General features: G+C 56.4%; 20 protein-coding genes and 1 pseudogene. 6 read left to right on the forward strand and 15 right to left on the reverse strand.

Annotation, left to right across the window (positions count from 1 at the left end):
- Nucleotides 1-53: 53 nt before the first annotated feature.
- The 6 genes from cysG to FIV35_RS22670 are packed head-to-tail and all read right to left on the reverse strand — an operon-like array spanning nt 54 to nt 7,553.
- Nucleotides 54-1,448, reverse strand: a complete 1,395-nt coding sequence (gene cysG / locus FIV35_RS22645) for a siroheme synthase CysG (RefSeq protein WP_034098656.1) — start codon at nt 1,446-1,448, stop codon at nt 54-56.
- Nucleotides 1,449-2,729, reverse strand: coding sequence for a serine--tRNA ligase (serS, locus tag FIV35_RS22650; RefSeq protein ID WP_034098658.1), 1,281 nt, complete (start codon nt 2,727-2,729; stop codon nt 1,449-1,451). It abuts the gene before it with no gap.
- A gap of 16 nt (nt 2,730-2,745) precedes the next feature.
- Nucleotides 2,746-3,120: a fluoride efflux transporter CrcB gene (crcB, locus tag FIV35_RS22655; RefSeq protein ID WP_034138572.1), complete on the reverse strand. Its 375-nt coding sequence runs from the start codon at nt 3,118-3,120 to the stop codon at nt 2,746-2,748.
- Entirely contained in the window at nt 3,120-4,442 is a 1,323-nt protein-coding gene (locus FIV35_RS22660; RefSeq protein ID WP_034098663.1) for a replication-associated recombination protein A, read from the reverse strand. The genes crcB and FIV35_RS22660 overlap by 1 nt, the downstream gene beginning before the upstream one ends.
- Nucleotides 4,443-4,469: 27 nt before the next feature.
- Nucleotides 4,470-5,093, reverse strand: a complete 624-nt coding sequence (gene lolA / locus FIV35_RS22665) for an outer membrane lipoprotein periplasmic chaperone LolA (protein WP_034098665.1) — start codon at nt 5,091-5,093, stop codon at nt 4,470-4,472.
- A 54-nt stretch (nt 5,094-5,147) separates the two neighbouring features.
- Nucleotides 5,148-7,553: a DNA translocase FtsK gene (locus FIV35_RS22670; protein ID WP_034138573.1), complete on the reverse strand. Its 2,406-nt coding sequence runs from the start codon at nt 7,551-7,553 to the stop codon at nt 5,148-5,150.
- Nucleotides 7,554-8,051: 498 nt separating this feature from the next.
- On the opposite strand from FIV35_RS22670, the gene aat reads away from it, so the two are divergent.
- The 3 genes from aat (at nt 8,052) to infA (ending at nt 9,814) form a co-directional block, all read left to right on the forward strand.
- A complete protein-coding gene (gene aat, locus FIV35_RS22675) occupies nt 8,052-8,732 on the forward strand; it encodes a leucyl/phenylalanyl-tRNA--protein transferase (protein ID WP_034138574.1) in 681 nt (226 codons plus the stop codon).
- A gap of 55 nt (nt 8,733-8,787) precedes the next feature.
- A complete protein-coding gene (locus FIV35_RS22680; protein WP_034098670.1) occupies nt 8,788-9,495 on the forward strand; it encodes an arginyltransferase in 708 nt (235 codons plus the stop codon).
- 100 nt (nt 9,496-9,595) lie between these two features.
- Nucleotides 9,596-9,814 carry a translation initiation factor IF-1 gene (gene infA, locus FIV35_RS22685; RefSeq protein ID WP_002553999.1) on the forward strand — a complete coding sequence of 73 codons (219 nt, stop codon included), beginning with the start codon at nt 9,596-9,598 and terminating at the stop codon, nt 9,812-9,814.
- 153 nt (nt 9,815-9,967) lie between these two features.
- Here the strand turns inward: infA and clpA are convergent, their stop codons facing one another.
- Both clpA and clpS read right to left on the reverse strand, forming a co-directional pair.
- Nucleotides 9,968-12,238 (reverse strand): ATP-dependent Clp protease ATP-binding subunit ClpA, encoded by a 2,271-nt coding sequence (gene clpA, locus FIV35_RS22690; protein ID WP_034098673.1) that lies wholly within the window; start codon nt 12,236-12,238, stop codon nt 9,968-9,970.
- 29 nt (nt 12,239-12,267) lie between these two features.
- Nucleotides 12,268-12,636 (reverse strand): ATP-dependent Clp protease adapter ClpS, encoded by a 369-nt coding sequence (clpS, locus tag FIV35_RS22695; protein WP_010567912.1) that lies wholly within the window; start codon nt 12,634-12,636, stop codon nt 12,268-12,270.
- A gap of 224 nt (nt 12,637-12,860) precedes the next feature.
- Here clpS and cspD point away from each other — a divergent pair, with 224 nt between their 5' ends.
- Nucleotides 12,861-13,166, forward strand: coding sequence for a cold shock domain-containing protein CspD (cspD, locus tag FIV35_RS22700; RefSeq protein WP_034138575.1), 306 nt, complete (start codon nt 12,861-12,863; stop codon nt 13,164-13,166).
- Between the two features lie 72 nt (nt 13,167-13,238).
- Here the strand turns inward: cspD and icd are convergent, their stop codons facing one another.
- Nucleotides 13,239-14,495 (reverse strand): NADP-dependent isocitrate dehydrogenase, encoded by a 1,257-nt coding sequence (gene icd, locus FIV35_RS22705; protein WP_034098676.1) that lies wholly within the window; start codon nt 14,493-14,495, stop codon nt 13,239-13,241.
- A gap of 493 nt (nt 14,496-14,988) precedes the next feature.
- Here icd and FIV35_RS22710 point away from each other — a divergent pair, with 493 nt between their 5' ends.
- A complete protein-coding gene (locus FIV35_RS22710) occupies nt 14,989-17,214 on the forward strand; it encodes an NADP-dependent isocitrate dehydrogenase (protein ID WP_034138576.1) in 2,226 nt (741 codons plus the stop codon).
- Nucleotides 17,215-17,270: 56 nt separating this feature from the next.
- Here FIV35_RS22710 and FIV35_RS22715 read toward each other — a convergent pair whose 3' ends face one another.
- The 6 genes and pseudogenes from FIV35_RS22715 to FIV35_RS22735 form a co-directional block, all read right to left on the reverse strand.
- Complete coding sequence (locus FIV35_RS22715) at nt 17,271-17,861, reverse strand: LysR family transcriptional regulator substrate-binding protein (protein WP_346266248.1); 591 nt, start codon at nt 17,859-17,861, stop codon at nt 17,271-17,273.
- Between the two features lie 102 nt (nt 17,862-17,963).
- Nucleotides 17,964-18,149, reverse strand: a pseudogene (locus FIV35_RS30170) (LysR family transcriptional regulator); the annotation flags it as partial.
- Nucleotides 18,150-18,286: 137 nt separating this feature from the next.
- Nucleotides 18,287-19,840: an FAD/NAD(P)-binding protein gene (locus FIV35_RS22720; RefSeq protein ID WP_080761456.1), complete on the reverse strand. Its 1,554-nt coding sequence runs from the start codon at nt 19,838-19,840 to the stop codon at nt 18,287-18,289.
- Between the two features lie 70 nt (nt 19,841-19,910).
- Nucleotides 19,911-21,434 carry an acyl CoA:acetate/3-ketoacid CoA transferase gene (locus FIV35_RS22725; protein WP_034138579.1) on the reverse strand — a complete coding sequence of 508 codons (1,524 nt, stop codon included), beginning with the start codon at nt 21,432-21,434 and terminating at the stop codon, nt 19,911-19,913.
- Nucleotides 21,431-21,856 carry a cupin domain-containing protein gene (locus FIV35_RS22730; RefSeq protein WP_080761458.1) on the reverse strand — a complete coding sequence of 142 codons (426 nt, stop codon included), beginning with the start codon at nt 21,854-21,856 and terminating at the stop codon, nt 21,431-21,433. Before FIV35_RS22730 ends, FIV35_RS22725 begins: the two co-directional genes overlap by 4 nt.
- A gap of 38 nt (nt 21,857-21,894) precedes the next feature.
- Entirely contained in the window at nt 21,895-22,791 is an 897-nt protein-coding gene (locus FIV35_RS22735) for a DMT family transporter (protein WP_034138580.1), read from the reverse strand.
- Between the two features lie 165 nt (nt 22,792-22,956).
- Between FIV35_RS22735 and FIV35_RS22740 the strand changes: the two genes are divergently transcribed.
- Complete coding sequence (locus tag FIV35_RS22740) at nt 22,957-23,403, forward strand: NUDIX hydrolase (RefSeq protein WP_034138581.1); 447 nt, start codon at nt 22,957-22,959, stop codon at nt 23,401-23,403.
- Nucleotides 23,404-23,411 lie beyond the last annotated feature (8 nt).

The following is a 23,411-nucleotide window of genomic DNA, read 5'->3' on the forward strand; positions in this document are numbered from 1 at the left end:
GCCAGACCGCATCGGGGGCAAGCCCCCTTCCAAAGGGTGGTAGCGCTTTAGTTTCAGACTTGAGACTGGGCGCCTTCGAACCACTTCAATTTCTCACGCAATAACACCACTTCACCGACAATCACCAGGGTTGGGGCATGCACTTCATGCTCGGCCACCATGCGCGGCAAATCCGCCAGGGTGCCGGTGAACACGCGCTGGTTGGACGTGGTGCCCTGCTGGATCAGCGCGGCCGGGGTATCCGGGGCGCGACCATGCTGAATCAGCTGTTCGCAGATGATCGGCAAGCCAATCAAGCCCATATAGAACACCAGGGTCTGCGAAGGCCCGACCAGGTCTTGCCAGGGCAGGTCAGAGGTGCCGTCTTTCAAATGCCCTGTGATAAAACGCACGGACTGCGCATAGTCACGATGGGTCAACGGGATACCGGCATACGCCGCACACCCGCTGGCTGCGGTAATACCCGGCACGACCTGGAACGGAATGCCATGGGCGGCCAGTTCCTCGATTTCTTCGCCCCCACGACCAAAGATGAACGGATCGCCACCTTTAAGGCGCAGCACGCGCTTACCTTGCTTGGCCAGGTTCACCAGTTGCTGGTTGATCTGGTCCTGGGGCACCGCATGTTCAGCGCGACGCTTGCCGACATACACACGCTCCGCATCGCGGCGGCATAACTCCAGGATCGCCGGAGCGACCAGGCGGTCATACAGCACCACGTCGGCCTGCTGCATCAGGCGCAGCGCGCGGAATGTGAGCAAATCGGGGTCACCCGGACCGGCACCCACCAGGTAAACCTCACCCGGCGCGTGAGGCGGCGCTCCGTTGACCTTCGCCACCAACAGGCGCTCGGCCTCATCGCCTTGCCCGGCCAGTTGACGGTCAGCAATCGGGCCTTGAAATACCTCTTCCCAGAATGCGCGACGTTGCTGCACATCCGGATACAGGCTTTTGACCTGGGCCCTGAACCGTGCGGCCAACCCGGCCAACTGGCCATAGGTAGACGGAATCCAGGTTTCCAGCTTGGCCCGGATCAAGCGCGCCAGCACCGGCGCGTCGCCGCCGCTGGACACCGCGATCACCAGCGGCGAACGGTCGACAATGGCAGGGAAAATCACGCTGCATAAGGCCGGCGCATCCACCACGTTGACCGGCACGCACCGACGCTTGGCATCGCTGGACACTTGCGCATTCAGCGGCTCATCGTCCGTCGCGGCGATGATCAGGGTGCAGCCGTCCAGGTCCGCCTCCTGATAACCGCGCAAAATCAGCTCCCCACCGCTGCCCCGTACCAACTCACGCAACTGGTCTTCGATCTGAGGCGCAACCACTCGCAGCACGGCACCGGCGTCCGCCAGCAACCGGGATTTGCGCAAGGCAATCTCCCCGCCCCCGACCACCAGCACGCGGCTGCCGCGCAGGTTATGGAACAGCGGCAGAAATTCCATTTAGCGGATGACCTCAACGCCCGCCATGTACGGCTTGAGCACCTCTGGTACACGGATCGAACCGTCGGCTTGCTGGTAGTTTTCAAGCACTGCCACCAGCGTACGGCCTACGGCCAGGCCCGAACCGTTGAGGGTGTGCACCAGTTCCGGCTTGCCGGTCTCTGGGTTACGGAAACGCGCCTGCATGCGACGGGCCTGGAAATCACCGCAGTTGGAGCACGAGGAAATCTCGCGGTACTTGTCCTGGCTGGGCACCCACACTTCGAGATCGTAGGTTTTTACCGCGCTGAAGCCCATGTCGCCGGTGCACAGCGCCAGTACGCGATACGGCAGCTCCAGCAGTTGCAGGACGCGCTCGGCGTTGGCGGTCAGGCCTTCCAGGGCTTCCATCGACGTGGACGGCTCGACCACCTGCACCATCTCGACTTTGTCGAACTGGTGCTGGCGGATCATGCCGCGGGTGTCGCGCCCCGATGCGCCGGCTTCGCTACGGAAGCACGGCGTGTGGGCGACGAACTTGATCGGCAGTTGCTTGGCGTCGAGAATCTCGCCGGCGACTATATTGGTCAGCGACACTTCAGCGGTCGGAATCAGATAGAAATCGGCCTCGCCGTCGCGGCTGATCTTGAACAGCTCTTCCTCGAACTTCGGCAGCTGGCCGGTGCCCTGCAGCGCTGGCGCCTGAACCAGGTAAGGCGTGTAGGCTTCTTCGTAGCCGTGCTCACCGGTGTGCAGGTTGATCATGAACTGCGCCAGGGCGCGATGCAGGCGCGCGATCGGGCCGCGCAGCAAGGCAAAGCGTGCGCCGGACAGCTTGGCGGCGGTCTCGAAATCCAGGCCACCGCTCAATTCGCCCAGGGCGACGTGGTCTTTGATCGGGAAATCAAAGGCTTTCGGCGTGCCCCAGCGGCGCACTTCGACGTTGCCGTCTTCGTCTTCGCCGACCGGTACGGAGGCGTCCGGCAGGTTGGGGATGCCCAGCAGGATCTGATCCAGCTCGGACTGGATCTTGTCCAGCTCGGCCTTGCCGTCGGACAGCTCGGTGCCCATGCGCTCGACGTCCGCCATCAGCGGCGCGATGTCTTCACCGCGCTGCTTGGCCTGACCGATGGATTTGGAACGCGCATTCCGCTCAGCCTGCAGTGCTTCGGTGCGGGTCTGGACGGTCTTGCGCTGTTCTTCCAGCGCTTCGATGCGCGCGACATCCAGGGCAAAGCCACGGGAAGCCAGGCGGTCCGCTACGTCCTGAAGGTTGCTACGTAACAGTTTGGAATCGAGCATGTCGGTCTCTCGTTTATCAAAGTTTGGTCAGGGACAGGCCAGCCCAGGTGGCGAGCAGCCCGCCGAACACGCTGATACCCAGGTACCCGAAGGCGACAAGGGCCTGCCCGCTTTCCAGCAAGCGCAGCGTATCCAGTGAAAAGGATGAAAAGGTCGTCAGACCACCTACAAAGCCGACAATCAAGCCAGCACGAATCTCAATCGGCACTTCCGGGCGCAACAGGAACCAGCCGTACAACAGCCCGATAATCAAACAGCCCACCAGGTTGACCGCCAAGGTCGCCGCATAAAAATGCTTCGGCCAGTTGGCGCTGACCCAGGTGCCGGTGGCGAAACGCAATAATGTACCAGCGATGCCGGCCATGGACACGGCAAGAATTGTCTTGAGCACTACTTTCTCCGCTGTTTGGGGCTGAGGCGATCGAGTTGCGCGAGGTGGTTGAGCTTTTCGCCGATCTTCAGCTCCAGGCCGCGCGGCACTGGCTGGTAGAACGGCTGAGGCTCCAGGGCGTCGGGAAAATAATCTTCGCCGGCAGCGTAGGCGTCCGGCTCATCGTGGGCATAACGGTATTCGTCACCGTAGCCCAGTTGTTTCATCAGCTTGGTCGGCGCATTGCGCAGGTGCAGCGGCACTTCCAGGGAGCCGTACTCGGCGGCCGCGCGCAGGGCGGATTTGAAGCCCATATACACCGCATTGCTTTTTGGCGCGCAGGCCAGGTAGGTGATGGCCTGGGCCACCGCCAACTCGCCTTCCGGGCTGCCGAGGCGCTCCTGCACATCCCAGGCCGCCAGGCACAGGCTCAAAGCCCGCGGGTCGGCGTTGCCGATGTCTTCGCTGGCCATGCGTACCACGCGGCGGGCCAGGTACAGGGGGTCGCAGCCACCGTCGATCATGCGCGCGAACCAATACAACGCACCGTCCGGGTTGGAGCCGCGTACGGATTTGTGCAACGCCGAAATCTGGTCGTAAAACGCTTCGCCGCCCTTGTCGAAACGCCGGCGTGTGTCACCGAGCAGGCTTTGCAACAGGTCGACACCGATTTCGCTGCCGTCTTCGGCCAGGTCCGAGGCGTTTTCCAGCAGATTGAGAAAGCGGCGGCCGTCGCCGTCTGCGGCCGTGAGCAAAATCTTGAAGGCTTCGTCGCCAACGCTCAGCCGACGCTTGCCCAGCCCCTTGTCCTCGCTCAAGGCGCGATGCAGTAGCTTTTGCATCGCTGCTTCATCGAGGCTTTTGAGCACGTAGACTCGCGCCCGCGACAGCAACGCGTTGTTAAGCTCAAATGAGGGGTTTTCGGTGGTGGCACCGATAAAAATCAGCGTGCCGTCTTCGACATACGGCAAAAACGCATCTTGCTGCGACTTGTTGAAGCGGTGCACTTCATCGACGAACAAAATGGTGCGCTTGCCATACTGACCGGCCTGCTGCTTGGCCACTTCAACGGCCTGGCGGATCTCCTTGACCCCTGCGAGCACCGCCGAGACCGTTTCGAAATGCGCATCCGAGACCTTCGCCAACAGGCGAGCCAGGGTGGTCTTGCCCACGCCTGGCGGCCCCCAGAAGATCATCGAGTGCAGCGCCCCCTGCTCCAGGGCTTCGCGCAGGGGCTTGCCGCGTGCGAGCAGGTGTTCTTGACCGACGTACTCATCCAGGTTGGTCGAGCGCAGGCGCGCGGCCAAGGGCTGGGCAATCGGGTCACTTCGAAACAAATCCATGGGCAGCGTTTGAAACCTCGGGGCAGATTATTCCTGAATCACGTCGGCACCCTTGGGGATGTCGAACTTGAACTTGGACGCCGGCACCGGCTCGTTGGCCTTGACCCCGGAGAACAGGATATCGGTGCGCTGGCCGACGCTGTCGATCAGGCGCATGTTATTGATCACGCCATTGCCGAACGACAAGGACAGTGTGTCAAACAGCGTGTCCTTGGACTTAGGCTTGAGGGTGAACTCGATCACGTTGCTGGTTTGCTTGGAGGTGATGTCGAAGCTGTCGCTGATTTTCGACACATCGCCCGACAACAGCAGCGCGGGAGTCTGGTTCAGGCGCGGGTCGAGCTTCTTGATGGTCGCTTGCTCCAAGTCCGGGTCCCACAACGTGACTTTCTGGCCATCGGACACGATGGTCTGCTCGGCCTTGCCCTCGGTGTGCCAGTAGAACAGCCCTGGACGCTGCACCGCCATTTCCCCTGCGGTTTCCTGCAGATGAGTGCCGCCGGCATCCAGGGTCAGTTGCGAAAAGCGCGCGGTCAGGGTCTTGGATTTGTCCAGCAGGTTGGTCAGGCTTTTGACGGAGGCCGGGTCGGCGTGGGCCGAAACAGCGGTCAGGGCCAGGGCCGGCAACAACAGCATGCGGATAAGACGCATGGGAATCCTCATTGAGTAAGCAGGGCACGCCGCATGCTGCCATGCGGCGCGAGGTCAGTCGCGCATTTGCCCGGGGGCAATGACTTCGCGCGAGCCGTTGGTGTTCATTGCGGTCACCACGCCGGCCATTTCCATGGCTTCGATCATGCGGGCGGCACGGTTGTAGCCGATCTTCAGCTTACGCTGCACCGCGGAGATCGAGGCACGACGGCTCTCCAGCACAAAGGCCACGGCTTCGTCGTACAGCGCATCGGTTTCGGCATCGTCGTCACCACCCCCGCCGCCGTTCTCGAAGCCGCTGCCGGCCTCTTCCACGCCGTTGAGGATGTCGTCGTTGTACTCGGGGGCGCCACGCAGCTTCCAGGCTTCCACCACGCGGTGAACTTCATCATCGGAAACGAACGCACCGTGAACACGGATCGGCAGGCTGGTGCCCGGCGGCATGTAGAGCATGTCACCGTGGCCCAGCAGTTGTTCGGCGCCACCCTGGTCGATGATGGTCCGCGAGTCGATCTTGCTCGACACCTGGAACGCCATGCGGGTCGGGATGTTGGCCTTGATCAGACCGGTGATCACGTCCACCGACGGACGCTGGGTCGCGAGGATCAGGTGAATACCGGCCGCACGAGCCTTCTGGGCGATACGCGCGATCAGTTCTTCGACCTTCTTGCCGACGATCATCATCATGTCGGCGAATTCGTCCACCACTACGACAATGGTCGGCAGCTTGGTCAGTATCGGCGCTTCGTCGTGGATGTTCTCGCGTTTGTACAGCGGGTCCGGAATGGTCTCGCCGCGCTCCTGGGCCTCCTTGATCTTGGCATTGAAGCCCGAAAGATTGCGCACGCCCATCTTCGCCATCAATTTGTAGCGGCGCTCCATCTCGGCCACGCTCCAGCGCAGGGCGTTGGCGGCGTCCTTCATGTCGGTGACCACGGGACACAACAGGTGCGGAATGCCTTCGTAGATCGACAGTTCGAGCATCTTCGGGTCGATCATGATCAGCTTGGCGTCTTCCGGGCCGGACTTGAACAGAATCGATAGGATCATGGCGTTCACGCCCACCGACTTACCGGAACCGGTGGTACCGGCCACCAGCAAGTGGGGCATTTTCGCCAGGTCGGTAATCACCGGCTTGCCGCCGATGTCATGGCCAAGAGCCAGGGTGACCGGCGATTTGAAGTTGTCGTACTCGGGAGTCGACAGTACTTCGGAGAAGCGCACGATCTGGCGGTCTTCATTGGGAATCTCGATACCCACGGTGGTTTTACCGGGGATCACTTCCACCACGCGCACGCTGGTTACAGCCAGCGAACGCGCCAAGTCCTTGGCCAGGTTGGCGATGCGACTGACCTTGACGCCAGCAGCGGGCTGGATTTCGTAACGGGTGATCACCGGGCCGGGGTGAATGGAGTCCACCGACACTTCTACGCCGAATTCCTTGAGTTTGATTTCCAGCAGATGGCCAACGGCCGCCAGGGACTCTGGGGAATAGTTGAGTTGTTTCTTTTCGGCGGGGTCGAGGATCGAGATAGGTGGCAAGGTGCCTTCGACCGCGCTGTCGATAAACAACGGGGCCTGCTTCTCTTTCTGTACGCGATGGCTCGGCTCGGGAGCCTTGGGCGGTGCCGGGGCGATCACCGGTGGCACCTGCTTCTCGCGATCCGACATGTGCTTGCTCAGGGCCTGCTCGCGCTCGATCAGGCGCTCCTTGACCTTGGCCTGCTCACGCCGATCCGGCGTGCTCGGGGCGACCACCTCGTTGACACGGGTATCCACCTCGCGCAGTTGGGCCACCATGCGCTTGCGCTCCACCCGGGCGGCCCACCAGCGGTTGGCGGCGCCCTGGAACAGTTCAAGCAGATCGAGGGTGATCTTGCCGGTCACGTCCATCACCTTGAACCATGACAGGTCGGTGAACACTGTAAGGCCGAACAGGAACAGCGCGATAAACATCAAGGTGCTGCCCTGGATATTCAGGGTCTTGCGCGCCAGGTCGCCGAGGCTTTCGCCCAGCGCACCGCCCGCACCTGCTGGTAGGCCAGTAGGCGCATGGAAGTGGATATGGGCCAGAGCCGCGCCGGACAACACCAGAAACACCAGGCCGATCAAACGCCACGAGAACAGCCAGCCGCTCCACTGCCAAGGCTCATGGCGCTGGCGGAAGATCTGCCAGGTCTTGATCGCCAGCAGCAGGGGGAAGATATAGGCGAAGTAACCCAGCACCATGAACAGAATATCGGCGCTGTAGGAGCCCACGGGGCCGCCGAAGTTCTGCACGTCATCGATCTTGCTATTGTGGCTCCAGCCCGGATCGTCCTTGCCATAGGTGAGCAAGGCCATCATCAGGAACAGGCACAAAGCGCCGATCGCAATAAGCGCACCTTCCTTGAGACGATAATGCAGGTGCTGACGCCAGGCCGGCACGACTGTTTTAGGTGTCGCGGTGGATTTCTTCAAAACGGGTCTTTTCCTGCGCCTTTTAGCGCGTCCATCTGTTGAATGACTGCAAAATACTGCCGGATCCGGGCAGCTGAAAAATGAACGAACGGGTAGAAAGTACTTTTAACACTGCCGATTGCCAGGCGAAACGGCGATACCGCCACAATGGCCGCATTGTACGGATTTGTGCCCGCGATGCCACGCCATTGCCGCCTACCCGACAGCCCGCCCAATTAATGTATGACAGCATGTTCAATTTGAGCATGCATTGTCTTTGCTGACAAAGGCTTATGCGCGGTTTTTACCAATCCAAGCAAGCTTGGCAAATGGCCTGCATGCGCCTGACCCGATTACGACCACACCCATGACACAGAGTTGCAGAGGCACCTGCGCCGGCTGTTCCACCCTGACAACCGATTCGGGCTGGCCCCACAGCGTTGGGTCGACAATAATCAGCCTGTCCGAGACAGGCGCCAAGCCCGTCACTCCCCTCCCCTTCCGCAAACCTGGATGCCCATGCTGACCTGGCTACAACGCGACTCACTGACCTTCCCGCCGCTGGCCAAGGCCATGCGCGAACCCAATGGCCTGCTCGCCGCCGGTGGCGACCTATCGGCCGAGCGCTTGGTTGAAGCCTATCGTCATGGCTGTTTCCCATGGTTCTCGCAGGGCCAGCCCATTTTGTGGTGGTCGCCGGACCCGCGCACCGTGATATTCCCCGATGAGCTGCACGTATCCCGCAGCCTGGCCAAACTGTTGCGCCAGCAGCGCTATACCGTGACCTTCGACCAGGACTTCGCCGCCGTTATCCAAGCGTGCGCCGCACCGCGAGCTTACGCCGACAGCACCTGGATCACCGAAGGCATCCAGAGTGCCTATGTGGAACTGCACAAACGTGGCTATGCCCACTCGGTGGAGGTGTGGGACGGCGAAACGCTGGTCGGCGGCCTATACGGGCTAGCGATGGGCCAGCTGTTTTTTGGCGAATCCATGTTCAGCCGCGCCGATAACGCCTCGAAATTCGGTTTTGCCACCCTCACCCGCCAGTTGCAGGCGTGGGGTTACGTGCTGATCGACTGCCAGATGCCCAACGACCATTTGCACAGCTTGGGCGCCCGCGCCATCCCGCGCCATGAGTTCGCGGGCTTTCTGCGTGAGCACTTGGACCGACCCAACACCGGACCCTGGGTTTATTAAGCGACTTGCGCTGACCTGGCTTACACTTATTCAAAGCTTATTTCGAGGGTTGATCATGACCGAGCTGGCGCGCTTGAAGTTTTATGCCACTCAAGCTCACTCTTGCAGCTATCTGCCCGACGAGCAGGCGACTACGCTGTTCCTCGACCCCAGCCAGCCCATGGACGTGCATGTGTACGCCGACTTGTCGGAAATGGGCTTTCGACGCAGCGGCGACCATCTGTACCGGCCTCACTGCCAGAACTGCAATGCCTGCGTCCCGGCCCGCATCCCGGTTGCGCAATTCACGCCGGACCGCAATCAAAAGCGCATCCTCAAGCGCAACGCCGATCTGACGGTAACCTCATCCAAGCCACGCTTCACCGAAGAGTATTTCGATCTTTACCAGCGCTACATCGAACAGCGCCACGCCGACGGCGATATGTTCCCGCCCAGTCGCGACCAGTTTTCGACCTTTCTGGTGCGCGATCTGCCGTTCTCGCGATTCTATGAGTTTCGTGCACACGGGCAACTGATGGCAGTGGCGGTAACCGATCTGCTGCCTAATGGCCTGTCGGCGGTGTACACCTTCTATGAGCCGGGCGAGGAACGGCGCAGCCTGGGACGGTTTGCGATCCTCTGGCAGATTGGCGAAGCACTGCGCTTGGAACTGGAGGCGGTGTACCTCGGCTACTGGATCAAAAACTGCAAAAAGATGAACTACAAGACCCAATATCGGCCCATTGAGCTGCTGATTAATCAAAGATGGGTCACGCTTAACTAGAACCCCTTGGCTTAAACACCCTTTTTCGGGCACAATGCACGCCGCTTTTGCCTGGCGCAGTTGCACCGGGCCATTCACTGGATACCGAGGGCTTTACTGCATGTCGAAAGAAGACAGCTTCGAAATGGAAGGCACTGTCGTCGACACCCTGCCCAACACCATGTTTCGTGTGGAGTTGGAAAATGGGCACGTCGTAACCGCGCATATCTCCGGCAAGATGCGCAAGAACTACATTCGTATTCTTACCGGTGACAAAGTGCGCGTCGAGCTGACGCCCTATGACTTGAGCAAAGGGCGCATCACTTACCGCGCTCGCTAAGCAAGTCAATACAAAACGCCCGGTTATGCCGGGCGTTTTTGTGTGCCCGGGATTTTGCTGACACCTCCCACACTGGAATTAATTGCTCTTGCAATTACTTTTCCAGACAGCAAAAAGGCGCCTTTCGGCGCCTTCTGCATGGGTACGGAACGATCAGGCCATTTCCGCCGTGGTTTCGAAGTCGAAGGTCAACTCGCCGTCCTTCAGATCGATATGCACCACGCCGCCATGGTCCGCCAACTCGCCAAACAGGATCTCTTCGGCCAGCGGCCGCTTGATCTTGTCCTGGATCAGACGCGCCATCGGACGAGCGCCCATTGCCGCGTCGTAACCACCCTCTGCCAGCCAGCTGCGTGCGGCGTCCGTCACCTCCAACTGCACGCGCTTGTCTTCCAGCTGCGCCTGAAGCTCGGTAAGGAACTTGTCCACCACGCTCTTGATAACCTCATGGCTGAGGCGACCAAACTGGATAATGGTGTCCAAACGGTTGCGGAACTCTGGCGTAAAGCTCTTCTTGATCACTTCCATCGCATCGGAAGAGTGATCCTGATGGCTGAAGCCAATCGAGGCCCGCGCAGCCGTTTCGGCACCGGCGTTAGTGGTCATGATCACGATCACATTGCGGAAATCCGCCTTGCGCCCGTTGTTGTCGGTGAGGGTCCCGTGGTCCATAACCTGTAGCAGCAGGTTGAAGACTTCCGGGTGAGCCTTCTCGATTTCATCGAGCAACAATACGCAGTGAGGCTGCTTGGTGATCGCCTCGGTCAGCAGACCACCCTGATCGAAGCCAACATAGCCTGGAGGCGCACCGATCAGACGCGACACGGTATGCCGCTCCATGTACTCGGACATGTCGAAGCGCACCAATTCGATCCCCATGGCCTTGGCCAATTGCCGCGCCGCCTCGGTCTTGCCGACGCCGGTAGGACCAGCAAACAGGAACGAACCGACGGGCTTGTCCGGCGACTTGAGGCCCGCGCGCGACAACTTGATCGCGGTGGACAACGAGTCGATGGCCGCATCCTGGCCGAACACGGTCAGCTTGAGGTCACGCTCCAAGTTACGCAGCAGCTCTTTGTCGGAGCTGGTGACGTGCTTTGGCGGAATCCGCGCAATCTTGGCCACTATGTCTTCGACCTGTGGCACGTCGATGCGCTTGACACGCTTCTCAACCGGCTGGAGACGCTGGTAAGCGCCCGCCTCATCAATCACATCGATCGCCTTATCCGGCATGTGTCGATCATTGATGTAGCGCGATGCCAGCTCCGCAGCCGAACGCAGCGCCTCGTCGGTGTACTCGATGCCATGGTGCGATTCGAAACGCCCTTTCAACCCGCGCAGGATGCCGATGGTGTCTTCCACCGACGGCTCGGACACATCGACCTTCTGGAAGCGACGCGCCAAGGCGCGGTCTTTCTCGAAGATCCCGCGAAATTCCTGGAACGTGGTCGAACCGATGCAGCGGATATCACCTGACGACAGCAACGGCTTGAGTAAATTGGAAGCATCCATGACCCCGCCGGAAGCCGCACCAGCTCCGATGATGGTATGGATTTCGTCAATAAACAGAATCGCCTGGGGACGTTTTTTCAGCTCGCCCAGCAACGCCTTGAAGCGCTTCTCAAAGTCGCCGCGGTATTTGGTACCGGCGAGCAACGCGCCCAAGTCGAGTGAGTAAACAACGCTATTGGCGAGCAGATCCGGCACCTGGTTGTCGACAATACGCTTGGCCAGGCCTTCGGCGATTGCAGTCTTGCCTACACCTGCCTCGCCGACCAGCAAGGGGTTGTTCTTGCGACGGCGCGCGAGGATCTGCGCTACCCGCTCGACCTCAAGCTCACGCCCCACCAGCGGATCGATCCGCCCTTGGCGCGCCAGTTCGTTGAGGTTGCTGGCATAGGCATCCAGTGGATTGCCCGAAGAAGAAGACTCACCGCCCTCGTCGTCCTGCATATCCTGCTCACCCTCGGAATGATCGCCGTGCCCTGGCACTTTGGAAATACCGTGGGCGATGTAGTTGACGACATCAATACGGGCAACGCTCTGCTGCTTGAGCAGAAACACAGCCTGGCTTTCCTGTTCGCTGAAGATCGCCACGAGCACATTGGCGCCCGTGACTTCGCGCTTACCGGAGCTCTGTACGTGGAACACAGCACGCTGCAATACCCGCTGGAAGCCCAGAGTAGGCTGGGTTTCACGGTCCTCGTCATGCACGGGGATCAGTGGCGTGGTGGAGTCGATAAACTCCTGCAGATCATGCTTGAGTTTGTCGAGATTGGCGCCGCACGCACGCAAAACGGTGGCGGCAGCTTCGTTATCCAAAAGTGCCAGCAGCAGGTGCTCGACGGTCATGAATTCATGACGCTTCGAGCGGGCCTCCTTGAAGGCAAGATTGAGGGTGACTTCGAGCTCGCGGTTTAACATAGCTTCACCTCATACCCAAGTGGTCGGCGTTAACCGTCCTTCTCGATTTCACAGAGTAGCGGATGCTGGCTTTCCCTGGCGTACTGGTTGACCTGCATGGCCTTTGTCTCGGCGATGTCGCGGGTAAACACTCCACATACTGCCCGTCCTTCTGTATGAACGGCCAGCATTACCTTGGTCGCCAACTCGCGGTTCAGGTTAAAAAACACCTCGAGCACTTCGACGACGAAATCCATCGGTGTGTAGTCATCGTTGAACAAAACCACCTTGTACATCGGCGGCGCCTGTAAGGCAGGCTTGGCCTCCTGAACAGCAATGCCTGCAGAACCGTCGTCATCGTGTTCGTGATCCGGTCGATCCTGATTGAATGTTAGTCGAATCTGGCTGATTGCATGCATGGAAAGAAAGGTTCGTCAGTTGTTCAATACAGTGGTGGGGGCAACCTGTCAGAATTTCAACTCTGACCTATTGGTCGCCTTGACTATCGGCAAATCGGTGTTACAACCAATAGAACCCACAGTGGGTAAAAAAGGTCCGCGCAGTCAACCTTATTTATTCGGGTTAGGACGGATAAACTGGATGATACTCCAGTGATGGAGTCTGGTGCAGAAGGAAATGGGTTATGTCTGGCGTCAAGATCAAAGGCAAGGTCAAGTGGTTCAATAATGCCAAGGGATATGGCTTTATTAATGAAGAAGGTAAAAGCGAGGACCTTTTTGCGCACTATTCAGCGATCACCATGGACGGCTACAAGACGCTGAAAGCAGGCCAAAGTGTGGAGTTCGAAATCATTCAGGGGCCAAAGGGACTGCATGCCGTCGCAATTTGTGCGGCCTGCGCGGCGGCTCCCGGGACGGCACACGACGTTACGCACGAAACAAAACCCAAAAAAGACCAGCCCTCTAAAGAAAACAAGCAACTGGCCTGATCGCATTTGGGTAAATAGCCTGCAAAAAAACGGCCATTCTGGTTCACCAGAATGGCCGTTTTTTAGCCTGCCTTACATATGCGAAATCAAAGCATCACCAAAGCCTGACGACGACACCAGCTTCGCGCCCTCCATCAAGCGCTCGAAATCATAGGTCACGGTCTTGGCCGAAATCGCCCCGTTGGTGCCCTTGATGATCAAGTCCGCAGCTTCGGTCCAGCCCATATGGCGCAACATCATTTCCGCCGACAGAATCAACGAACCTGGGTTGACCTGGTCTTTGCCCGCATATTTGGGCGCTGTGCCGTGGGTGGCTTCGAACATCGCCACGGTGTCGGACAGGTTGGCGCCTGGCGCGATACCAATCCCGCCCACCTCCGCCGCGAGGGCATCGGACAGGTAGTCACCGTTGAGGTTAAGGGTCGCGATCACGTCATATTCGGCCGGACGCAGCAGTATCTGCTGGAGCATGGCGTCAGCAATCGCATCTTTGACCACCACGTTCTTACCGGTTTTCGGGTTCTTGAACTGCATCCAAGGACCGCCATCCAACAGAGTCGCGCCAAACTCCTGCGCAGCCACTTCGTAGGCCCATTCTTTGAAGGCACCTTCGGTGAACTTCATGATGTTGCCTTTGTGCACGATGGTCAGCGAGTCACGGTCGTTATCCACGACATATTGCAGGGCTTTACGCGCCAGACGCTGGGTACCTTCCTTGGACACCGGCTTGACGCCAATCCCGCAGTCCTGGTCGAAGCGAATCTTAGTGACGCCCATTTCCTCCTTGAGGAACTTGATCACTTTGATCGCTTCCGGCGAACCGGCCTTCCATTCGATACCGGCGTAAATATCTTCGGAGTTCTCACGGAAGATAGTCATGTCCACATCGCCGGGCTTTTTCACCGGGCTGGGCACGCCTTCGAACCAGCGCACAGGGCGCAGGCACACATACAGATCGAGTTGCTGGCGCAGGGCAACGTTCAACGAACGGATACCGCCACCCACCGGGGTAGTCAACGGGCCCTTGATCGACACCACGTAGTCCTTAACTGCATCCAGGGTTTCCTGAGGCAGCCAGGTATCTTGGTCGTAAACCTGTGTCGCTTTCTCGCCGGCATAGACCTCCATCCAGGAAATCTTGCGCTTGCCGCCGTAAGCCTTGGCAACCGCTGCGTCGACTACCTTGATCATCACCGGGCTGATGTCGACGCCAATGCCGTCACCCTCGATGAACGGGATGATCGGGTGGTCAGGAACATTGAGAGAATGGTCTGCGTTGACGGTGATTTTGTCGCCGACTGCCGGAACCTGAATCTTCTTGTATCCCATGCTGAACTCCATCGTTGGATTGAACATCTGGCTGCATTCGAGCCTACTCCAGATAAATGGCGACTGAAACCTTGCGCCATGCTCATTTGCATCGAAAACAGCATAAATTGTCGCCTACAAGCCTGAAAGCAAAGGGAAAAACGCCAATCTTGAGCACATCGTGCGACTTTAGGCGTAAACCAGTACCTGCGACCTTTAGACCAATGGACGACCCACCTTTTGTATGAAGGCTCAGCGTAAGCATAGCGACCTATGTATAATGCCGCCGCTGACCCAAGAGTCACGCCGGCAGACCGCTCTAGAACCGGGCCCTCCGCCAGAAAGCAGGACTATTACAATAGTCCACCCGCTTGACGCTCGACTGATGCAACCCAACATCACCGCGAAGAAACCTCGATATTTCGCTCATGGATGACTTTGAACGAACGCGCTCCACCCGGCGCATCTCGAGTTTCTGCGCACGCTTTCAGCAAAGAAGAGAGTTAATCCGAATATGCCCACCCGCTCGAAGATCATCTACACCTTCACCGACGAAGCTCCAGCCCTCGCCACCTATTCACTGCTGCCTATCGTAGAGGCCTTCACCGCTTCCGCTGATATTGCCGTGGAAACCCGCGACATTTCCCTCGCCGGGCGCATCCTCGCAAGCTTCCCCGAGCAACTGGGTAACAAGGCCGTACCGGACCACCTCGCCGAACTGGGCGACCTGGCCGTAACCCCTGAAGCCAACATCATCAAACTGCCTAACATCAGCGCCTCGACCCCTCAATTGCAGGCGGCGATCAAAGAATTGCAGGCTCAGGGCTACGCCCTCCCGGACTATCCGGAAACCGTAACCACCGACGCGGAAAAAGAAACCCGTGCCCGTTACGACAAGGTCAAAGGCAGCGCCGTAAACCCGGTACTGCGCGAAGGCAACTCCGACCGCCGCGCTCCGCTGTCGGTCAAGAACTACGCACGCAAGCACCCGCACAAAATGGGCGCCTGGGCGGCGGACTCCAAGTCCCACGTCGCTCACATGAGCAACGGCGACTTCTACGGCAGCGAAAAAGCCGTACAAATCGAAGCCGCTGACGCCGTGAAGATCGATCTGATTGCCAAAGACGGCACCGCCACCGTGCTGAAGGAAAAGACTTCCGTTCAGGCTGGCGAAATCCTCGACAGCGCCGTGCTGAGCAAGAACGCCCTGCGTTCGTTCATCGCCGCCGAGATCGAAGACGCCAAGCAAAAAGGCGTATTGCTGTCGGTCCACCTCAAAGCCACCATGATGAAGGTCTCCGACCCGATCATGTTCGGCCAGATCGTTGCCGAGTTCTATAAAGACGCCCTGACCAAGCACGCCGCCGTGCTGGAACAGATCGGCTTCAACCTGAACAACGGCATCGGCGACCTTTACGCTCGCATCAAGACCCTGCCGGCCGACCAACAAGCGCAGATCGAAGCCGACATCCAGGCCGTCTACGCCGCTCGCCCTTCCCTGGCGATGGTCAACTCGGACAAGGGCATCACCAACCTGCACGTGCCGAGCGACGTGATCGTCGACGCCTCGATGCCGGCCATGATCCGTGACTCCGGCAAAATGTGGGGCACCGACGGCCAGCTGCACGACACCAAGGCTGTGATCCCGGATCGTTGCTACGCCACCATCTACCAAGCCGTCATCGAAGACTGCAAGGCCCATGGCGCGTTCGACCCAACCACCATGGGTAGCGTGCCGAACGTTGGCCTGATGGCCAAGAAAGCCGAAGAGTACGGTTCCCACGACAAGACGTTCCAGATCAAGGCTGACGGCGTGGTCCGCGTCACCGACAGCAAGGGCAACCTGCTGATGGAACAGAGCGTCGAAGCTGGCGACATCTTCCGCATGTGCCAGACCAAAGACGCGCCGATCCAGGACTGGGTCAAGCTCGCCGTCAACCGTGCCCGCGCCAGCAACACCCCTGCCATTTTCTGGCTGGACCCTAAGCGCGCCCACGACGGCGTGGTGGTCGAGAAAGTTCAGGCCTACCTGAAAGACCACAACACCGAAGGTTTGGACATCCGCATCATGTCGCCGGTCGACGCGATGAAGTTCACCCTGGAACGCACCCGCAAGGGCCTGGACACCATCTCGGTGACCGGCAACGTCCTGCGTGACTACCTGACCGACCTGTTCCCAATCATGGAACTGGGCACCAGCGCCAAAATGCTGTCCATCGTGCCGCTGATGAACGGCGGCGGCCTGTTCGAAACCGGCGCTGGCGGCTCTGCACCGAAGCACGTACAGCAACTGCTGGAAGAAAACTTCCTGCGCTGGGACTCCCTGGGCGAATTCCTGGCCCTGGCCGCGTCCCTCGAACACCTGGGCGTCACCTACAACAACCCGAAGGCCCTGGTACTGTCCAAGACCCTGGACCAGGCCACCGGTCAGTTCCTGGACAACAACAAGTCGCCATCGCGCAAAGTCGGCAACATCGACAACCGCGGCAGCCACTTCTACCTGGCGCTGTACTGGGCCCAGGCCCTGGCCGCTCAGACCGAAGACACGGCATTGCAAGCACAGTTCGGCGAACTGGCCAAAACCCTGGCTGCGAACGAAGCGACCATCGTCGCCGAGCTCAATGCCGTACAGGGCAAGCCAGTGGACATCGGCGGCTACTACGCACCGAACCCTGAGCTGACCAGCAAGGCCATGCGCCCGAGCAACACGTTTAACGCGGCGATTGCCAAGTTGAAGTAAGGTTGTAAAGCAGCATCACAAACCCCGGCCAAGTGTCGGGGTTTGTGTTTTCTAAGTCATTGCTTACTATTGGCATACTCTGAAATCCATACTGAGCGAATCAACTCAAGCACCTCGCGCCTATACACAGGATTCCAACCCGCTCGCTCTTTAGGTATCACTCCAAATTGAGGTAACTTCGGCAAACTTGAGAAATTTTCTAGACTTTTTAAACCCGATACATGCGCAATAAAAGGTAGCAATGTAATACCAATTCCCGCCTGAACTGCAGACCTCAGCGACATCAAATCCTCCGACTCATAAACACAATGCCATTTGATAGCGCAGCCCTCTAGACTCCGAATCGCCAGACTACGAAACCCGCAGGGCGGCTTGAACAAAGCGAGAGGAACGTTATGCACGTTATCGATCAAGTCAGCGCTTTCACCAGCAAACCACCTTACCGATAACGTATGCCAAGGATGCTCATGTGTTTCTTTTAATTCATCTATCACGAGGCATAGGTCGATCTTGCCCTCATTTACCGCCTCTCTTAGCAAACCAGACCTAGCGACCTTTACCACCAGCTGTATAGCAGGAAAGTGAGCAGCCATGCTGGAAATAATTTTGGGGAGCACCCCCTCACAAAAATGCTCTGGCATACCCATTACAATTATTTCTCTTTTCTCAACCACTTCAAAAAGCCTACCAATTTTATCGTTACAAACAACGATATCCTTGGCATAACCGAAAAGTTTCTCTCCTTCCACCGTCAAAAACACCTGTCGATTTTCCCTTGCAAATAACTCCACACCTAACAAATCTTCTAATCGCTTGATCTGCTGGCTAATGGCAGGCTAAGTGAGGCTTAAAGCTTCGGCTGCGCGCGTAAAACTTTTGGTTTCGCTTACTTTTATAAAACTTCGCAAAGACTGAACATCAAGATTGACTCTCATGACGCACACCTACCAAAATAAATATTCCAATTTTGGCAAATCAACGTCTCACTCGCCACTAGCTGTTCGGCTAGGGAAAAACTGAATTTACGAGTAAAAAATACAAAAAATGTTTAATTTGAGATTTTTCCGTCATCTTATGCCAGCAATTGAGCTTTAAGCGAATGAAAATGCGCATTGGAGGTTTGCGACAATCTAGCCAAAACATACTCTGCACGTTGCGTCGAATGGCGAGAATTAATCTCTAAAGCACTAGTAAAAAAGAACGCACCGCTCGTTAGCTCTCCCAGAACAGTGATTCTGTCATCCACACATCCTGACTGATTTATCAATCCGCCCGACTCAGCAGATACCTTTAACCCTCCGAATGGGTCTACACACCCAATTCCCTGCTGAATAATATTCTGCACCAAAAGATTATCAAACTTGGTAACATCGCGAGGGGTACCTGTAGCAACCACAACAGCGTCATAACCGCGAAAATATCTTTTCGACTGCTTAGCTACTTTCAAGGTAAATCTCCCATTATATTCAATAGACTGAAGCTCTCCCTTGATGATTGATAGCTGCCCAGACTCGACTAAAGACTTGATTTTTAGAGCATTTTCAATCGGAATTGAAACACGGTATGCCATCCACCAACTTGAATAACCCAGGAATCTTTTCTTATCCTCATCTGGCATTGCAGACCAGATTAGATCAAGCACAGCATTCGTGGAATAGAGAACGGACTGCCAAAACCGTGGGTGACGGGCAGCAGCTATTTCCGCCTCAAGAAACTCCAAAGCCGGCCTTTGTGAACACATTGTCGACCAATCAGCATCAATCGGCTTGCCCTCCAAGGCTAATTCCTGCATCGCCCAACGAAGTACGTCTTCAAGCCGCACTACCCCAGCTCGAGAAATACAAGATCTAACAGTTTCCGGCGTTAGTATTGACGGCTTATAACGCCCCTGAGTCCCTCTGACACTAGGCAAGGCTCCCGTGCGCGAATGCATAGTAATGGGCCCTTTATGGCCATTAGCAGTAAGTCCGATCACCGCATCGATAGCACTCAGTCTTGAACCGACAATTGCAACACTCGCCTGCTTTTGAATCAGCCTGCATAGACGTTTGATAGGGTAAGGGCTGGAGAAAAAACCTTCAGCGCCAGCAAGGTGTCGGTGTTCCAGACTGCGCGCATTACCACAACTCAATACTACATGATCACTAGGGAAAGATAGATTTCCCTTTGTGGATACTACGACCCTTCCATCATGCGAAAAACTAAGATTAACGACTTCGTCATGCACTGCAATTAACTGGCAACCGAGTTCTACAGCTTTTTTAATGAGACATTGAAGCATGTGCGCAAGATATAGCCCAAATAAGGGTCGGGGTAGAAATGCATGCGGATATAGCTCAATATCAGGAAAATCATCTTCCCAAATTTCTCGATTAGCCAATAACCATCTGTAGAAATGCCCAGACTGGTCTGGGAAAGGCGAAATGAATTCGGCTCGTGTGTTTAAGATATTTGTACCGCAGTCCTCGGAATACGCAAGTCCTCGACCACATTGAGATTGCTTATCCACCAAAAAAATCGATAGATTCGAATGACATCCATGTCTCGCCAGCCCTTTTAAAAACGCGTAAATAAAAGAGACGCTTGAGGCACCTCCACCGATTATCGTTATAACCTCACCTGACATAACAACCTCCTACATAATTTTCTTACGAACACAAAACACCTAACCACTCAAAGAATTAGACACTATGCAGTTACAAAAAAAACAAATCCTCAGACATAAGCTTACAGCTGCTTGAAACTACAAACCCACCCTCTATGAACGGCATAATATCCCGCTCAACACTTATACCGGGAGCGACCTCTTCCAGATAAACAACCCTATCTCTCAATGCAAAAACAGCTCGCTCCGTTACATATATGACTCTCTGACCTAACGATTTAGAATGGTCGCCACTGAAAGTTAAATGTGAAACCTGACGAACGAATTTACTTACACGACCTTCCCGAACTATCCGGATTTGGCCCTTATTTATATTCACGACCAACCCTACCGCCGTGAAAGTGCCACAAAAAATAATACATCGTGCGGACTGAGAGATATTTATGAATCCACCTGCACCTTGTAACTTCTGACCAAACTTCGAGACATTAACATTGCCAAAGCTATCCATTTCAGCAAAGCCTAAGCACGCTACATCAATTCCGCCACCTTCATAGAAATCAAACAAAGCCGCCTGTTCAATGATACTCTGTGGGCGATAGCTGGCACCAAATGACAGCCCAGCTGCTGGCCTGCCACCTATAACGCCGGACTCAACAGTAAAGCTCATCGATTCCGCACAGCCCAACTCCTCAGCCGCCTGAGCAATAGCTACCGGTATACCAATACCGAGATTGATAACTCGGGCATTTTGATGCTGAATTTCCTGCAAAGCTCTCCTAGCAATAACTCTCTCTGCACACGAAATCGACCTTGTACCAGGGGTGAGCACTCCCGGACGTGTAAACGCTGAGTCATGTGCCACGCCGTAAGTTTGAGGATGCTCACCAGGGCGCGAAACTGTCACGTAATCTACCAATAGTCCGGGGACTTTGACGTCATGCGGCTCGATATCATGCAAACCTACTAAACTTTCAACCTGCACAATCACTATTCCACCACAGTTTTTAACTGCCATTGCCTGCGCTAGAGCGTCACTATGAGACACTTCCCGCTCCATCGAAATATTGCCCAAGGGATCACAAGATGTCCCTCTTAACAACGCACAGTCGACCTTAATAGCAGGGTAAAAAAGCATTGACTTATCATTGATAAAAATTTTCTGAACGAGCGCACGTGCCGCCCGCATATTTAAGCGTCCTCCCTCATAATCAGGATCAACGAAAGTATTTAAGCCGATATTCGAAATCACCCCAGGCTTTTTCGCCGCAATCGCGCGAAAAAGCTGACTAATGACCCCCTGCGGCCAATTATGGGCCTCTATCTCTCCTAGGCGCGCCATATTTCCCAGCCGTGGAATAAGCCCCCAGAACCCTCCAATTACCTTATCCACCAGCCCACTCTGGGCCAAAACGTCTAAGCCCCTTTCTTCAAGATCTCCAGCAGCAGAGGCAAAGAGCAGACTAAGTTTACGAGGCCGCCCCTCTCGCTTGTAACGATCGCCGATTGCTCGAGTAAGTCCATCAGGATGCCCACAACTACCAAATCCCCCAGGGATAACTGTCCATCCATCTTCAATTAGCTCTGCCGCTCGTCGCTCGCTAATAACTTTCATGCTACAGCCTCTGCATTCAGACACGTCACAGGCTGAACCGGCTGCTCCCAGACGACTAAAAACGTGCATCCTGAAGGAGACGAAAGTTGGTGGGTAGAGCCAGGAGGGTACACTTGGAGCGCACCTATCGTATGTCGCCCTCTGTCATCGACAAGTTCGCCATCGACCACCAGCACCAACTCCCAGCCCAGATGTATATGCCTGGGCGTTAGAGCGCCACCGTCATAACGCACCAGTGCAGCCACTGATCCTTCCCCATTGCGCCTCGCATCATAAAGGTAAAATATTGAGACGCCCTTTCGCCCATCAATTTCATAAGGCTCAAAATTTAAACAATCAACTCCATCGATATACAACCCTCCTCCTGATCGGCAAATTTTATCGCTCAATATATTTTTATTATTTATCTCGTTTTTATTCATTGTTATTCTCCTGCTAAGCGGTACTCAGTAATTCAGGCTTATTTTGCTCGCGAATGATTCATCAAATAAACTCCTCCCCCCGAAACAATAAACCCCACAATCACTACTACGCTCGGCACCTCCCCCAACACTAACGCCGCCATGATCTGCGTAACCGCCGGAATCACATGAAATAAGTTCGTCGCTTTACTCGCCTCTCCCCGCCGAATCATCAAATACAATATCGTCAGTGCGCCTACAGAATTCATCAAACTAATCCAGGCCACCGAGGCAATAAAAGGCATCCACTGCGTCACCTGCATGGTTTCAGCGGCGCAAGCCAGCATCAACATGACCAGCGACGCAGTAACCATTTGAATGAAGCACCCCACCCACAGATTGACCCCACCGAGAAAACGCTTCTGATAAAGAGTACCGAGGGTGATGCCCAACAGCGCCAATCCCACCGCGCCATAGCCGCCTACTGGTGCGTCGGCGCCTGAAAAACTGTTGCCGACAACAATGACCACTCCTCCGACACCCAGAATCGAACCTGGCAGGTCGCGCCAGCTCAATTGCTCACCCAAACAGAAATAGGCGCCGATCACGACGAATATGGGCATCAACCCGACAATCAGTGCAGCTTGCCCGGCGGGGACGCCCTGACTTATTCCGGTGTAGAGACCGCCGAATTGCAGAGCCTGCAAGAGCACGCCCGCGACTACCGCATGAAGGTAAGGTGCAAGCCGCCTCGGCCATTCAGCCTTTATCGCAAGCGCCACCCCCAGAAACACCAGGGCAGCCAAGGCAAACCGATAGAACGTCATGGTGAAGGGCTCGCCATAACGCACACCGAACGCACCGCCGATGTAGCCGGAACTCCAAAGCAGAATGAAGGCAATGGGCAGGGGCGATGTAAGGCGTACTTCGTAGCGTTTGTGCGCAATCGGGTTCATAACACTCTCCAGACTGATAACTCTGGAGAGATAAACTGCGCCAGCAGCTGAAGTCGGTAAAATCATAAAATGTCAGGTGCATCATGCAGATTGCTTATGCACCACCCCATCATCGCTGCGATCCGGCTCCAAGACTGGGTTACATTCAGAACCAAGAGGTATCTCATGACCTGGCAACCCCACATCACCGTCGCCACCATCGTCGAAGACAATGGCAAGTTCCTGATGGTCGAAGAACTTAAGGGCGGTCGCGCCGTACTCAATCAGCCGGCCGGCCACCTCGATCCACATGAAACCCTGACCGAAGCCGCCGTACGCGAAACCCTAGAGGAAACCGGTTGGGACGTGGAAGCGACCGGTATAGTCGGCATCTACCTGTACACCGCCCCCAGCAACGGCGTGACCTATCAGCGGGTGTGTTTTATCGCCAAAGCGCTGAAACACCACCCGGACTATCAATTGGACGAAGGCATCCTGCGCGCCCGATGGCTCACCCGCGACGAGTTGATGGACCTGCGCGACAGTTGGCGCAGCGAGCTGATCATCCGTTGCATCGACGATTATTTGAGCGGCCAGCACCATAGCCTCGCATTGATCCGCCCTTCTCTTTAGCCTTAGAG

Source organism: Pseudomonas rhodesiae (genome assembly GCF_007858255.1).
GTDB lineage: Bacteria > Pseudomonadota > Gammaproteobacteria > Pseudomonadales > Pseudomonadaceae > Aquipseudomonas > Aquipseudomonas rhodesiae.